At 63.5% G+C, this 14,305-nt stretch carries 16 protein-coding genes; 13 read left to right on the forward strand and 3 right to left on the reverse strand.

Annotated features, from left to right (window positions below; genetic code table 11):
* Positions 1–13: 13 nt before the first annotated feature.
* From galE to WNB94_RS14350, 3 genes are all read right to left on the reverse strand, one after another.
* Positions 14–1,051, reverse strand: a complete 1,038-nt coding sequence (gene galE, locus WNB94_RS14340; RefSeq protein ID WP_341391088.1) for a UDP-glucose 4-epimerase GalE — start codon at positions 1,049–1,051, stop codon at positions 14–16.
* 14 nt (positions 1,052–1,065) lie between these two features.
* Positions 1,066–2,232, reverse strand: a complete 1,167-nt coding sequence (locus WNB94_RS14345) for a TonB-dependent receptor (RefSeq protein ID WP_341391089.1) — start codon at positions 2,230–2,232, stop codon at positions 1,066–1,068.
* 125 nt (positions 2,233–2,357) lie between these two features.
* Positions 2,358–3,752 carry an undecaprenyl-phosphate glucose phosphotransferase gene (locus WNB94_RS14350; protein ID WP_341391090.1) on the reverse strand — a complete coding sequence of 465 codons (1,395 nt, stop codon included), beginning with the start codon at positions 3,750–3,752 and terminating at the stop codon, positions 2,358–2,360.
* A 229-nt stretch (positions 3,753–3,981) separates the two neighbouring features.
* On the opposite strand from WNB94_RS14350, the gene WNB94_RS14355 reads away from it, so the two are divergent.
* From WNB94_RS14355 to WNB94_RS14415, 13 genes are all read left to right on the forward strand, one after another.
* Positions 3,982–4,563 (forward strand): hypothetical protein, encoded by a 582-nt coding sequence (locus WNB94_RS14355; RefSeq protein WP_341391091.1) that lies wholly within the window; start codon positions 3,982–3,984, stop codon positions 4,561–4,563.
* 6 nt (positions 4,564–4,569) lie between these two features.
* A complete protein-coding gene (gene ubiB / locus WNB94_RS14360) occupies positions 4,570–6,132 on the forward strand; it encodes a ubiquinone biosynthesis regulatory protein kinase UbiB (RefSeq protein ID WP_341391092.1) in 1,563 nt (520 codons plus the stop codon).
* Positions 6,133–6,284: 152 nt separating this feature from the next.
* Positions 6,285–7,739 (forward strand): high affinity choline transporter 1, encoded by a 1,455-nt coding sequence (locus WNB94_RS14365; RefSeq protein WP_341391093.1) that lies wholly within the window; start codon positions 6,285–6,287, stop codon positions 7,737–7,739.
* A 59-nt stretch (positions 7,740–7,798) separates the two neighbouring features.
* Positions 7,799–8,134, forward strand: coding sequence for an FmdB family zinc ribbon protein (locus WNB94_RS14370; RefSeq protein ID WP_341391094.1), 336 nt, complete (start codon positions 7,799–7,801; stop codon positions 8,132–8,134).
* 111 nt (positions 8,135–8,245) lie between these two features.
* The gene (gene aspS, locus WNB94_RS14375) at positions 8,246–10,051 is read left to right on the forward strand and encodes an aspartate--tRNA ligase (protein ID WP_341391095.1); all 1,806 of its coding nucleotides are present in this window, start codon (positions 8,246–8,248) and stop codon (positions 10,049–10,051) included.
* Between the two features lie 236 nt (positions 10,052–10,287).
* Positions 10,288–10,521 carry a hypothetical protein gene (locus WNB94_RS14380; protein WP_341391096.1) on the forward strand — a complete coding sequence of 78 codons (234 nt, stop codon included), beginning with the start codon at positions 10,288–10,290 and terminating at the stop codon, positions 10,519–10,521.
* A 23-nt stretch (positions 10,522–10,544) separates the two neighbouring features.
* A complete protein-coding gene (locus tag WNB94_RS14385; protein ID WP_341391131.1) occupies positions 10,545–11,330 on the forward strand; it encodes an MbnB/TglH/ChrH family RiPP precursor modification enzyme in 786 nt (261 codons plus the stop codon).
* Positions 11,300–11,575: an HvfC/BufC family peptide modification chaperone gene (locus tag WNB94_RS14390; protein ID WP_341391097.1), complete on the forward strand. Its 276-nt coding sequence runs from the start codon at positions 11,300–11,302 to the stop codon at positions 11,573–11,575. Before WNB94_RS14385 ends, WNB94_RS14390 begins: the two co-directional genes overlap by 31 nt.
* A complete protein-coding gene (locus WNB94_RS14395; protein ID WP_341391098.1) occupies positions 11,538–12,005 on the forward strand; it encodes a DoxX family protein in 468 nt (155 codons plus the stop codon). The genes WNB94_RS14390 and WNB94_RS14395 overlap by 38 nt, the downstream gene beginning before the upstream one ends.
* The gene (locus WNB94_RS14400; protein WP_341391099.1) at positions 12,005–12,637 is read left to right on the forward strand and encodes a sigma-70 family RNA polymerase sigma factor; all 633 of its coding nucleotides are present in this window, start codon (positions 12,005–12,007) and stop codon (positions 12,635–12,637) included. The genes WNB94_RS14395 and WNB94_RS14400 overlap by 1 nt, the downstream gene beginning before the upstream one ends.
* Complete coding sequence (locus WNB94_RS14405; protein ID WP_341391100.1) at positions 12,634–12,906, forward strand: hypothetical protein; 273 nt, start codon at positions 12,634–12,636, stop codon at positions 12,904–12,906. Before WNB94_RS14400 ends, WNB94_RS14405 begins: the two co-directional genes overlap by 4 nt.
* Positions 12,907–12,928: 22 nt before the next feature.
* Entirely contained in the window at positions 12,929–13,408 is a 480-nt protein-coding gene (nudB, locus tag WNB94_RS14410) for a dihydroneopterin triphosphate diphosphatase (protein ID WP_341391101.1), read from the forward strand.
* An 81-nt stretch (positions 13,409–13,489) separates the two neighbouring features.
* Complete coding sequence (locus WNB94_RS14415; RefSeq protein ID WP_341391102.1) at positions 13,490–14,302, forward strand: endonuclease/exonuclease/phosphatase family protein; 813 nt, start codon at positions 13,490–13,492, stop codon at positions 14,300–14,302.
* Positions 14,303–14,305 lie beyond the last annotated feature (3 nt).

A 14,305-nucleotide genomic window follows, 5' to 3' on the forward strand; every position in this document is an offset into this window, starting at 1 on the left:
TTAACAAATGGCATCAGCCCTCAAACCCACCCGGATTGGTGGATTGCCAGCGCCAGGAATCCACACACATGTCATCCAGCCCGCGGCGGGCGCTCCAGCCCAGCAGGCGCTGTGCCAGGGCAGGGTCGGCATAGCAGGCCGCCACGTCGCCAGTGCGCCGGGGGGCAAACACCAGCGGGATCTCACGCCCCGCGGCGCGGCCATACGCCTGCGCCAGCTGCACCACGCTGTAGCCCTGGCCGGTGCCCAGGTTCACCGTCACCGAGCGCTGCTGCTCACCCAGGTAGCGCACCGCCGCCACATGGCCTTCGGCCAGATCGCACACGTGGATGTAGTCGCGCACGCCCGTGCCATCCGGCGTGTCGTAATCGTTGCCAAACACGTTGAGGTGCGGCCGCTTGCCCACCGCCACCTGGGCCACATAGGGCATCAGGTTGTTGGGGATGCCGCGCGGGTCTTCGCCAATGCGGCCACTGGGGTGCGCACCGACTGGATTGAAGTAGCGCAGACACGCCACATGCCAGCGGGCATCGCACGCCACCAGGCTGCGCAGTAGCTCTTCACCCACCAGCTTGGTCTGGCCGTAGGGGTTGGTGGCCCTCAGAGGCGCGTCTTCGGTGATGGGCAAACGCTCGGGTTCGCCATAGACCGTGGCCGATGAACTGAACACCAGGTCAAACACACCATGACGCTGCATGGCTTGGCTCACGGCCAGCAGGCTGCCCAGGTTGTTCTCGAAGTAATCCAGCGGGCGCTCGACCGACTCACCCACGGCCTTCAAGGCCGCAAAGTGCACCACGGCCTTGATGCCCCCGACGGTCTGCCCCAGTTCAAAACAGCGGTCCAGCACAGCAGGGTCACGCACATCGCCCTGTACGAAATGAATGGGCTGGCCACCAATCTCGCGCAACCGGTCCAGCACCACGGGCGAGCTGTTGACAAAGCTGTCCACCCCCACCACCGTGTAGCCAGCGTCTTGCAGGGCCAGCCAGGTGTGCGACGCGATGTAGCCGGCCGCGCCGGTCAGGAGGATGCAATCAGGTGTGGCCATCGGGCGTGCACGAATCAATCGAGGGTGAAGCCGAGTGAGCAAGACACCATGCGGCCGCTGTAAGCGCGCGAGAACACCGACTCCGTGCGGTCATAGCGCTGAAGATCGCAACCCAGCGCAAGGCTGCGCATGGGCTGGTAATCGACCCCCAACACAAAAACATTGAGTCGCCCTGCCTGGTTGTTGGATGACGTCACCTCTTGCCCAACGGAGGTGCTGGTGGTTTCCAGTTCCTCGTCATAACGCACATGCGTCACCTGGGCCGTGGCTGCGATCTTGGACGTCGCCTGCCACGTTGCCGAGGCAGAGTACTGATTGGTGACCCTGTTGGCGCTTCGGTCAACCGTGAACGGAATTCCAAACAGCGACCCCGTTGCAGACGAGCCACCTTCATTGTTGGTCTCACGCCGCCAGTTCAGCCTGTAGGTCACCTTGCCGGCAGGCGTGAACGTCCAGGCGGCAGAGCCCGTCACACCGTTAAAGTCCCGTGCCGGTTCTTCTTTGTAGCGTTCTCGGGAGTAACCCACACTCCCGCTCAGCAAACTGAACCCGGTCACGCGCCAGTTGGCCACCAGGCTCAAATTACGGCGCTTGACTTCCTCAGGCAAACTGCGGTCAGGCAAATCGGAGTTGGTTTGAGCGTAATTCAGCCCGTAGTACATCAGCTCGTGCGGCTGGTACCTGACCCCGACCTGCCATGTGTCCGATTCGCGGTTATCGAACTCGGTCAGCCGGTAATCCACGTCTGAACGCGTAAACCCCGCATTTACGGACATGCGCCCGTACAAACCGTAGCGCAAGTCAAGCGCGGCTCGCTTGGTGGTAAGCGTGTTTCGTCCGGTGCGGTTCACTGTGCTGTCTTCAAACTTGGGCAGTGTTTCAGACACGTCAGCATTCGCCGTCAACCTGAAGTTCGAGCCAATATCGGTCACGAACTCACCACTGCTGACCAGACCGTTGTAATTGAACTGATCGAACTTCGAGTAGTTGTTGCGGCTGGCCGTGACGTCCAGGCGGTAGTTCTGGCGGCCATAGGCCTTGTTCAAGCCAGCGCGCACCGCGGTGGTGGACAGCGTGTCTGCTTCTTCGTTGTCCGTCACCTTCAGCAGGTTGCTGTCTCTGGTGAAGCTCTGGCTGACGGTCAGGAACAAAGGCAGGTCATCTTCCTGGGCGTGCGCCACAGGGCTGACCAGGGCACACACGGCCGCGGCCACGACCGCCAGGCTGCAAACACGGGGCATCACGGAGCGCTCGTCCGTGGGCAATGGTTGGGGCATGTTCATCTCCTCTGCTGACAGGCAGGGTCTCAATAGGCGTTGCGGTCAAAGACCATCAGGCGCACCGTGCGCACGATGATCTGAAGGTCCAGGCCGAGCGTCCAGTTGCGCAGGTATTCCAGATCGTATTCAACACGAGCCTGCATCTTGTCCAGGGTGTCGGTTTCCCCACGGTGGCCATTGACCTGCGCCCAGCCCGTGATGCCGGGCTTGACCTTGTGGCGCACCATGTAGGCCTTGATCAGGCGCCGATACTCTTCGTTGTGCGCCACCGCGTGCGGGCGTGGCCCGACGATGCTCATGCGGCCTTGCAGCACGTTGATGAACTGAGGCAGCTCGTCCAGCGAGGTTTTGCGGATGAACGCACCGAATGGGGTGATGCGGGGGTCGCCCTTGGTGGCCTGTTTGACCACGGGGCCGTTGTCCTGCGTGCGCATCGATCTGAACTTGTAGACGATGATTTCCTCACCATCCAGGCCGTTGCGTCGCTGCTTGAAGATGATGGGCCCCGGCGAGGACATCTTCACCCCGATGGCCACGGCCAGCAACAGGGGCGAGATCAGCACCAGGATGATGCAGGCCAGGATGACATCCGACAGGCGCTTGACCAGGGCGTTGGTGCCGGTGAAGGGCGTCTCGCAGATGCCGACCACGGGCACGCCGTTCATGTCCTGCAATCGCCCCTGGATGATGCTGATGCCGAACACATCGGGCACAAAGTACAGCGATGCGGTGGTGCCCTGCACGGCCTCCATCAGTTCCACGATGCGGGGCTGAGAGCCCAGGGGCAGCGTGATGTAAACCTCATGGATGCCATGGGCATACACATGATTGGCCACGTCGCGCAGGCCACCAAGCCGCATGCTGACGGCCTCGGGCAGCACGCGGCTGTCGGTGCGGTCATCGAAGTAGCCGACGAACTCGGTGCCCTGGTCGGGGTGACTTTGCAGCGCACGCGCCACCTTGCCGCCCAGAGGCCCTGCCCCCACGACGATGGCGCGACGGCGAGCCCCGGGCAGCGAGGCACGCTGCTTGAGGATGGCCTTGCCCACCCACACCGCCAGCCACTGAATCAGCGGCGTGACCACCGCCCAGGCCAGCATGACGTCGGCGTTGAAGAACATGAGGCTGTTGGTGGCGTAGCCGCACAGCCACAAGATGGCCAGCATCGACACCCAGGAACCGACGATGTCGATCCCGGCCTCCAGCCGAGACACCGTGAAGCGGTTGCGTCCCGGGAAGGTCAAGGCGAAGACCAGCAGGCACAGCGCCATCGGCGCCCGGGACATGGGCTCTTCAAAAAAGGCCATGGCCAACAACAGCGTCACCACCGTGATGGCGGGCTCGAGAAAAGCCGCCACGAAAGAGGTCACCGATTGGGGCGCGTTGAAGAACGTTCGGTTGTAGTTTCGGTTATTGAACATGAACAACTGCAGGCCACGCTGCCGTCTGCCACCCAGGACGGTTGGCAGCCACTCAGACGCGCAAAACACCGGTGAATTTGAAAAGCCACCCCAGGCAGGAATCGCGCCAGGGTGGCAGATGCCGTTGATTGTGGATCAATTTTCGTGACAGGATGACGCCAATTCGCCTCAAGAGTTCCCGTCAGCGTCGGACAAGCCTCTCGGGTTGTCCCCCACCTACAATGGCGCCATGCTGAAGAATCCATTGACCTATGCTGCGCCCTGGGCTTTCGATCGACTGACGCTGGCGCTCAACCACGTTCTGTCCAGCGAGCCCGTGGCCTGCGCCAAGCTCAAGCCCCACAGCGGCCAGCGCCTGTCGGTTCAGTGGGTGCCGGCGCCGGGCGTGCGCCCCCCGGAATGGGTGGGCCGCTTGCTGTCATTGCGCGACGGGCTGCCGCCCGCACTGAACTGGTCCGTCACGCCGGCGGGCCTGCTTGAATGGCACGATCAGCCCCATCCTGACGGCATTGCGCCATCGCTGACCCTGACCGTGACCCTGGATCACCCCTGGCAGATGGCGTGGCAGGCCATGCGGGGGCAGCGCCCCGACGTCAAGATCGAGGGCGATGCGCAAATGGCCGAGGTGGCAGCCTGGCTGATGAAGAACCTGCGCTGGGATCTGGAAGACGACCTGGCGCGGGCGCTGGGCGCGGCCCCCACGGAATTGCTGAGGCGGACCGCCGAATCGGCCCGCGAAGCCTTGGGACGAGGCTGGGACAACCTCCAGTCACGGCGCCCAGGGGCGACGACAGGGTCAACGGGCCGCTGACACAGGGTGCCGCGCTTGTTACGCTCTGCCTACATTTTCTGGATCGTGGTGCGCTATGGCCTGGACGGCCTGGCGCTGGACAGCCTGCGCAGCCCAGGATGGAGCCTGCTGGCGCGCATCCTGTCATTCGGACGGCGGCTGGATGCCCCGCGCGGCCAGCGCCTGCGCGAGGCCCTGGAGCACCTGGGGCCCATCTTCGTCAAGTTTGGCCAGATGCTCTCGACCCGGCGCGACCTGCTGCCACCGGACGTGGCCGACGAACTGGCGCGCCTGCAAGACCGCGTGCCGCCATTTCCTGGCAAACAGGCCGAAGCCCTTGTTGAGAAAGCCCTGGGCAAACCATTGAGTGCGGTGTTTCGCAGCTTCGACACCGAGCCCATCGCCAGTGCCTCCATCGCTCAGGTTCACTTTGCAGTGCTGCATGACGGCCGCGAGGTGGCGGTCAAAGTGCTGCGCCCTGGCATGCTGTCGGTCATTGATGACGATCTGGCCCTGATGCACACCCTGGCGGGCTGGGTGGAGCGCTTGTGGGCCGACGGCAAACGCCTCAAGCCGCGCGAGGTGGTGGCCGAGTTCAACAAGTACCTGCACGACGAGCTGGACCTGGTGCGTGAAGCGGCCAACGCAGCGCAGTTGCGCCGCAACATGCAGGGCCTCGATCTGGTCATCGTCCCCGAAATGGTGTGGGATTACTGCACCCCCACGGTCATGGTGATGGAGCGCATGAAAGGCGTGCCCATCAGCCAGATCCAGCGCCTTCGCGATGCCGGCGTGGACATCAAGAAGCTGGCCCGAGACGGGGTCACGATCTTCTTCACCCAAGTCTTCCGGGATGGTTTTTTTCATGCCGACATGCACCCGGGAAACATCCAGGTCAGCCTGGACCCGGGCAGCTTCGGTCGCTACATCGCCCTGGACTTCGGCATCATCGGCACGCTGACCGAGGTGGACAAAGACTACCTGGCGCAGAACTTCATCGCGTTTTTCCACCGCGATTACAAGCGCGTGGCCGAGCTGCACATCGAGTCGGGCTGGGTGCCCCCTGCCACCCGGGTAGATGAGCTGGAAGCCGCCGTGCGCACCGTGTGCGAGCCCTACTTCGACCGGCCCTTGAAAGAAATCTCACTGGGCCAGGTGCTGATGCGGCTGTTCCAGATCTCGCGGCGTTTTCACGTCGAAATTCAGCCCCAGCTCGTGCTGTTGCAAAAAACCCTGCTGAACGTCGAAGGCCTGGGCCGAGACCTGGACCCGGACCTGGACCTCTGGAGCACGGCCAAGCCCTTCCTGGCGCGCTGGATGCAGGAACAAGTGGGCTGGCGCGCCCTGCTGCGCCAGTTCAAGCGAGAGGCGCCGCGCTACGCCAAGCTCTTGCCCGAACTGCCCCGGCTGGTGCACCACAACCTCAGCCAGGGTGACAGTGCCCTGCGCCGCGATCTGCTGGCCATCTTGCGCGAACAACGCCAAACCAACCGCACCTTGTCTGCGGTGCTGTTCATTTTGCTGGGGTTCATCATCGGACTGGTCATGGCCCAGCTTTTGCTGCGGCTTGATGTGATGGGCGTCTTGTAAAGACGACGCGTGGTCGCGGGTCACCCCTGCTTTCAGGGCTGGCCCGACAAACGCGCGCTGACACGGTCTACACTGCGCCCCCGTGCGATACGTCACCGCCACGGTGGCGCTGCCTCTTCTTGGTCGGCTCTATTCGGAAAGGTTTGCCGAACATGGACTCCACTTTGATCTGGTTCGTGGCTGGGTATCTGGTGCTGACGCTGGGCATCGGCGTTTTTGCGGGCACCCGCGTGCACAACACCACCGACTTCGCGGTGGCCGGCCGCAGCCTGCCACTGGCCATGGTGATCACGACGACCTTCGCCACCTGGTTCGGCGCGGAAACCGTGATGGGCATCCCGGCCACCTTCATGGAAGACGGTCTGGGCGGCGTGGTCGAAGATCCATTCGGCGCCTCGATGTGCCTGGTGCTGGTCGGGGCGTTTTTTGCCGCGCGCCTCTACAAGATGGACCTGCTGACCATCGGCGACTACTACCGGCAACGGTACGGCAAGGGTGTCGAGATTTTTTGCTCGATTGCCATCATCCTGAGCTATCTGGGCTGGGTGGCCGCACAGATCACCGCGCTGGGCCTGGTGTTCAGCCTGCTGACGGGCGGCTGGATCACCCCCACGCAGGGCATGGTGATGGGCACTGGGCTGGTGCTGGCCTACGTGCTGGTGGGCGGCATGATGGCCGTGGCCTGGACCGATTTTGTGCAGATGATCGTGCTGGTGTGCGGCCTGAGTTTCATTGCCTACCTGGCCGGCGAGCAAGCCGGCGGCAGCGAACAGGTGTTGGCGCTGGCCCAGCAGCGTGACTGGCTGAACTTCCTGCCCGACAACACGACCCACGACTGGCTGTTCTTCATTGCCGCGGCCATCACGATGATGCTGGGCTCCATTCCGCAACAAGACGTGTTTCAGCGGGTGATGTCGGCCAAGGACGCCAACACAGCCCGCACCGGCACCATGATCGGCGGCTTCAGCTACCTGCTGTTTGCGTTTGTGCCCATGTTCATCGCCACGGCGGCCATGGTGATCATGCCCGACGAGACGGCCGCACTGCTCAGCGACGATTCGCAAAAGATCCTGCCCACGCTGATCCTCAACCACATGCCCATGATCGCGCAGATCCTGTTCTTCGGGGCACTGCTGTCGGCCATCATGTCCACGTCGTCGGCCACACTGCTGGCGCCCTCGACCAGCTTCGTCGAGAACATCCTGCGCAACATCTATCCGCACCTCACAGACAAGCAGGTGCTGCTGGCCCTGCGCATTTCGGTGCTGGTGTTCACCGGCTCGGTGCTGACGTACGCCGTGGCCATGGAGGGCACATCGATCTATGAGCTGGTGTCCGGCGCGTACCAGGTGCCCTTAGTCGGTGCGTTCGTGCCGCTGGTCTTCGGCCTGTACTGGAAGCGCGCCACCACCCAGGGCGCGGTGCTGTCGATTGCGCTGGGCCTGGGCACGCTGATCTGGTTCACGTTCCACCCCACTGCGGGAGAAGCCTTCCCGGGGCAGCTCGCCGGCTTGCTGGCTGCCCTGCTGGGCATGTTCCTGGGCTCGCTGGGGCCACAGTGGATGGCACCGCATCAGGGGCACCCCAAGCACATTGGTGATGTCTGAGGTGGTGACCTCCGCTAAAATGCACTGATTGAATCAGACGGGTACTTTCGAGGTTCACCATGCCCATCTACGCTTACCGTTGTGAGTCTTGCGGTCACGCCAAGGACGTCTTGCAGAAGATGTCGGACGCGCCGCTGACCACCTGCCCGGCCTGTGGCGCCGAATCGTTCAAAAAACAACTCACCGCCGCGGGCTTTCAGCTCAAAGGCTCAGGGTGGTACGTGACCGATTTCAGGGGCGGAAGCCAGACGGCTGCAGCCCCTGCTGCCGCAGCCGCCGCTGGGACAGGCACGGCTGAAGCAGCCAGTGCCCCGGCCACCGAGGCCAGCAGCGCCAGCAACGCTGGTGGCGACGCGCCCGCGGCCGGCTGTGGCACGTCCTGCGCCTGCCACTGATTCCCGGCGCGGGCCACCTCGGTGGCGCGATCCCAAACCTGAACGACAATAGCGGGTTCCGACGCTGGTGCCACCAGCCTCGGGCCCCTTTCATTTCTGGAGAGCACAAGAATGCGCACCACTTACTGCGGACTGGTCAGCGAAGCGCTGATGGGCCAGACCGTGACGCTGATGGGCTGGGCCCACCGTCGCCGCGACCACGGCGGCGTGATCTTCATCGATCTGCGTGACCGCGAAGGCCTGGTGCAGGTGGTGTTTGACCCCGATCGCGCCGATTCGTTCAAGATCGCTGAAGATGTGCGCAATGAGTTTTGCCTGAAGGTCACCGGTGTCGTGCGCGCCCGGCCCGCAGGCACAGAGAACGCCAACCTGACCAGCGGCAAGATCGAAGTGCTGGGCCACACACTGGAGGTGCTCAACCCCTCCGTGACGCCGCCCTTCCTGCTGGACGACGAAAACCTGTCCGAGACCGTGCGCCTGACGCACCGCGTGCTGGACCTGCGTCGTCCCGCCATGCAAAAGAACCTGATGCTGCGCTACCGCGTGGCCATGGAGGTTCGCAAGTACCTGGACGAACACGGTTTTGTCGACATCGAAACCCCGATGCTGACCAAATCCACGCCCGAAGGCGCGCGCGACTACCTCGTGCCCTCGCGCGTGCACGACGGCACTTTCTTTGCGCTGCCCCAATCGCCCCAGCTGTTCAAGCAACTGTTGATGGTGGCCGGCTTTGACCGTTACTACCAGATCACCAAGTGCTTCCGCGACGAAGACCTGCGCGCTGATCGCCAGCCCGAATTCACCCAGATCGATATTGAAACGAGCTTCCTGACCGAGCAGGAAATCCGTGACATGTTCGAGGGCATGATCCGCCACGTCTTCAAGAAGGCGCTGGACGTGGACCTGGGCGCCTACCCGGTCATGAAGTACGCCGACGCCATGCACCGGTACGGCTCGGACAAGCCCGACCTGCGGGTCAAACTTGAGTTCACCGAACTGACCGACGTCATGACCGACGTCGACTTCAAGGTGTTCTCCACCCCGGCCACCACCAAGGGCGGCCGCGTGGTGGCCCTGCGCGTGCCAGGCGGTGGCGCCATGTCGCGTGGCGAGATCGACGCCTACACCGAGTTCGTCAAGATCTACGGTGCCAAGGGCCTGGCCTGGATCAAGGTCAACGACGTGGCCGCTGGCCGCGAAGGTCTGCAATCCCCCATCGTCAAGAACCTGCACGATGCCGCCATTGCCGAGGTGCTCAAGCGCACCGAAGCCCAGAACGGCGACCTGATCTTCTTTGGCGCGGACAAAGCCAAGGTGGTCAACGACGCCATCGGCGCGCTGCGCCTGAAGGTGGGCCACTCGGATTTCGGCAAGGCCAACGGCCTGTTCGAAGACCGCTGGGCACCGCTGTGGGTGGTGGACTTCCCGATGTTCGAGCACGATGAAGAGGGCGACCGCTGGAACGCGGTGCACCACCCCTTCACCGCGCCGAAGGATGGCCACGAGGATTACATGGACACCGACCCTGGCCAGTGCATTGCCAAGGCGTACGACATGGTGCTCAACGGCTGGGAGCTGGGTGGCGGCTCGATCCGCATCCACCGCGCCGAGGTGCAATCCAAGGTGTTCAGCGCCTTGAACATCACCGAAGAAGACGCCAAGGTGAAGTTCGGCTTCCTGCTGGATGCCCTGCAATACGGCGCGCCCCCGCACGGTGGCCTGGCCTTCGGTCTGGACCGCCTGGTCACCCTGATGACCAAGGCCGAGTCCATCCGTGATGTGATTGCCTTCCCCAAAACCCAGCGCGCCCAGTGCCTGCTGACCGGTGCACCGTCTTATGTGGACGAAAAGCAGTTGCGCGAACTGCACATCCGGCTGCGCAATCCACAGGCGGGCCAGCCGCCCGCGGCTGAGTGAACACGGCCAACCTCGGGCTTGTCCTGATCTGCCAAGCCGCCTTCGGGCGGCTTTTTTGTGGCCCACTGCCAGCAGATGACCTTGGTGCTTGAACGCTCTTGCATCCAAAGTCATCCGAGCGCCGTAAAAAAGCTGTCAGGAATGAGCGGGCCGCACGACATAGCTGGTGTGGCGGCAAGCACAGACCTTGACGCCCTCAACCCACGCGCCAAGCTGGCGCACCAAGGAGCACACTCATGAACATCAAGACCCTGGCCGCTGCGGCCGCCACCATCATTGCCACCTCTGCCTGGGCCGGTCACCATGGCGAGCAGAAATGTGGCGCTGGCACCTGCGGCAAGAAGGAAACCACCACCAAGGACGCCGGATGCGGCAAGAAGGACAAGGAAGCCTCCTGCGGCAAGAAGGATGACAAGGAAGCCTCTTGCAGCAAGAAGGACGACAAGGAAGCTTCTTGCGGCAAGAAGTGAGCTGAGCCTGGAGTGTGAACACCATGCTGGGCCTGGGCTACCGACGCGACATGGCCGACTGGGACATGTCGGCCATTGAGGCCGACTTTTTCGAGGTCGTGCCCGAGAACTGGGTGCGGCGCGATCGGGCGCCGTTGCACCAGCTCATCGCGGGCGGTCGGCCCGTTCACCTGCATGGTGTCTCACTCAACCTGGGCGGCACCTCTGCGCTGGACCGGGTGTTCCTGAAAGACATCAGCGACCTGATCGATGACCTGGGTGCGCGTCACTATTCCGACCATCTGGCGGCCAGTGGCGACGCACACCAGCTTCATGATCTGTTTCCCATTCCTTTCACCGTGGATGAGGTACGCCGCGTGGGCGATCGCATCCGTGCGGTGCAGGATGTGCTGGGCCGCCGCATCGCGGTTGAAAACAGCACCTGGTACACCAACATCGGCACGATGTCCGAGGCCGACTTTCTGGCGGCGGTCGCAGAACACGCCGACTGCCAGATCCTGCTGGACTTGAACAACATCACCGTCAACCAGAAGAACCATGGCACCGACGGCCTGGATGATTTCATCGCACGCATCGACTTGCGACGTGTGACGTACATGCACGTGGCCGGACATGAGTTCGACGAGCGTTTCGATCTGTACATCGACACGCACAGCCAGCCTGTGGAGCCACCCACGGCGGCCATGGCACGTCGCCTGCAGTCGGAGCACGGGCTGCCCATCCTGCTGGAATGGGACAACGACCTGCCCGAGCTGCTCACCCTCAACCAGGAGCTGGCATGCCTGCGCCCGCGTTTTACGACTACGTGAGGGGCTTGAGCGATGACGTGCCCGAGGGCTACTCGCTGGCCGGGATGCGCGTTTATCGGCACCTGGTCTACCTGGGCGCCAGCCAGATGGTGGAGACGCACTTCCCACAGGTTCGACAGCAACTGGGCGAAGAGCACTGGCGCGCCCTGATCGAGGCCTTCGTGCGTGATTCGGCATGGACCTCTCACTACTACGGAGACCTCAAGGATGAGTTCACTGCTTTCCTCGCTCGAACGAGCGCTTGAGCACCTCAGCGGCCTGGGCCTGCTGGGCTTGCGCTTGTGGCTCGGACAGGAGTTCGTCATGGCCGGCTGGCGCAAGCTGTCGGGTGGCCTGAGCGCCCCGGAGTGGTTTGCCGGGCTGGATTTTCCGTTTCCGGTGTCGCTGCTGCCGGTGGATGCCAACTGGCTGGCGGCCGGTGCGGGCGAGATCGCGCTGGGCACCCTGCTGGCCGTGGGGCTGCTGTCGCGCCTGTCCGGACTGGGTTTGATGTTCATCACCTGGGTGGCGGTCTACACCGTGCATTTCGACCTCGGGTGGGCCGGCTGGAACCAGATTGACAGCGACGAGGGCCAGGGGTTCAAGGTGCCGCTGATCATGGGCCTGATGCTGCTGACCATCGTCACGCAGGGCGGCGGGCGGCTGTCCCTGGATGCCTGGCTGCGACGTCGGTGATGTCGGCGGTGTCGATCGACGGGGGCACCCCAGATCCAGTGGTCGCCAACACCTGGCAACCCGAGCGGGCTGCCCAATGGCGGGCGGCCATGCTGCGCTTTGCCATGCTGCACATTCAGCCCCGCGAAGATGCCGAAGACGCCGTTCAGGATGCACTGACGGCGTTGCTGTCGGTGCCGCTGGCCAGCCTGTCGGGGATGGATCCCCGGCGATACCTCTTCGGCATCCTCAAGCACAAGATCACCGACCGCCTTCGGCAGCGCTACCGGCGGGAAACAACGACCTTGGATGAGCCCCTGGACGATGCGCTGGACGCGGCCTTGTTCAATGAGCGTGGGCACTGGGCTGATGGCGTGGAGCTGGCCACCTGGGCGCCCCCCGAGACCCAGCTGCAAAACGACCAGTTCTTTGCGATGGTGGACTTGTGCGTGAACCGGCTGCCGACCAAACCTGCCCGGGTGTTCAGCATGAAGGCCTTTCTGGAGTGCGACACCGACGAGATCTGCGACACCCTGGGTTTGACCAAAACCGATTACTGGCAATGCATGAGTCGAGCGCGAAAGCAATTGCAAATGTGCCTGAGCCAGCACTGGTTTGACGAACACCCGCCCGCATCAAGGAGACCGGCATGAGCATGATGATGAGCTGCCAGCAGTACCTGTTCGTGCTCACCTCCGGACAGCTCGAAGAGGCCGGTTGGCTCACTCGGGCGCAAGCGGGGCAGCACCGGCTCATGTGCCGACGCTGCCGAACGTTCACGCGCAATGACGCCATGCTGGACCAACTCACCATGGCTTGGCGCGACCGGCTGCTGGACCCCAACCAGTCTGGCGAGGCCTCTACCGCCGGCGATGACCGGGCACTGCCCTCAGACCAGGACACGGGCTCGGGTAAGCTGTGAGTTTGCTTGCCTGAGCGACCCGATGCCATCGTCTGCCCACAAGATTCCCGAATCCGTCCTGGTCGTGATCCACACCCCCGGCCTCGATGTGCTGCTGCTTGAGCGGGCCAAGCAGCCTGGCTTCTGGCAAAGCGTCACCGGATCGAAAGACCAGACGGACGAACCCTGGAGAGCCACCGCCATCCGCGAGGTGGCTGAAGAAACCGGCATCCAGGTCGGCGGCCCAGCCGTTCCCGATGGCGCCCTGACGGACTGGGCGCTGGAAAACGTCTATGAGATCTATCCGGTGTGGCGCCACCGGTACGCGCCAGGGGTCACCCACAACACCGAACGGGTGTTCGGCCTGTGTGTGCCTCACGGCACGCCCGTTCATATCGCCCCAAACGAACACACCCAATGGGTCTGGCTGCCCTGGCAAGAAGCCGCAGACCGGTGTTTTTCGCCGTCAAACGCCGAGGCCATTTTGCAACTGCCAGACCGCATCGCCCCCAAACAGCGCTGAGAAACGGCGCACACCCTCGGTTTCAGCCGGGGCAACAGGCGTTATCGTTGGGTCTGAACGGACTTTCATCACCGTCTTGCCGTGCTCAATCCGCTGCAATCATCCCTGTTGCCGCCCACCACCCTGGGCACCCGCCACCTGAGGGTGGCCACCTACAACATCCACAAGGGCGTGCGTGGGATGGGGCCCACCAAGCGCCTCGAGATCCACAACCTGGGCCTGGCTGTGGAAGCCCTCGACGCCGACATCGTCTGTTTGCAAGAAGTGCGGCGCTTCAACCACCAGGAAGCCCGCACCTTTTCACCAACCCGCTTTGGCGTGCAGAGTTGGCCCAGCCTGCCCCAGGCCGAGTACCTCGCGCCCGAGGGGTATGAGGTGGCTTACCGCACGAATGCGGTCACCCGCCATGGCGAGCATGGCAATGCACTGCTGGCGCGCTGGCCCATTGGTGACGTGGGCCACCATGATGTGTCAGACCACCGATTCGAGCAACGGGGGTTGCTGCACGTGCCCGTGCGTTGGCGACAGACCGAGGTGCACGTGGTGGTGGTGCACCTGGGACTGATACACGCCAGCCGCGTACGTCAAGCCGAACGCGTGGCACAACTGGTGGCCGAGCAAATTCCGGCCGGGGCACCGGTGGTGGTGGCTGGCGACTTCAATGACTGGAACGAAAAGCTCGATCACATCCTGGCCTCGGTGGGCCTGCATCGCGCAGGCCCGGCGGACCAGGCGCGGGTGGCCACCTACCCCTCGCTGATCCCCGTGCTGGCCCTGGACCGCGTCTACATGCGGGGCCTGCGGTGCGAGTCGGTGATGGTGCCAAGAGGCAGCACCTGGGCGCGCTTGTCGGACCACCTGCCCCTGGTTGTCGAGTTGGACTTGCAGGGCTGATCC

The sequence above is a fragment of the Aquabacterium sp. A3 genome (assembly GCF_038069945.1).
Classification (GTDB): Bacteria; Pseudomonadota; Gammaproteobacteria; order Burkholderiales; family Burkholderiaceae_C; genus Aquabacterium.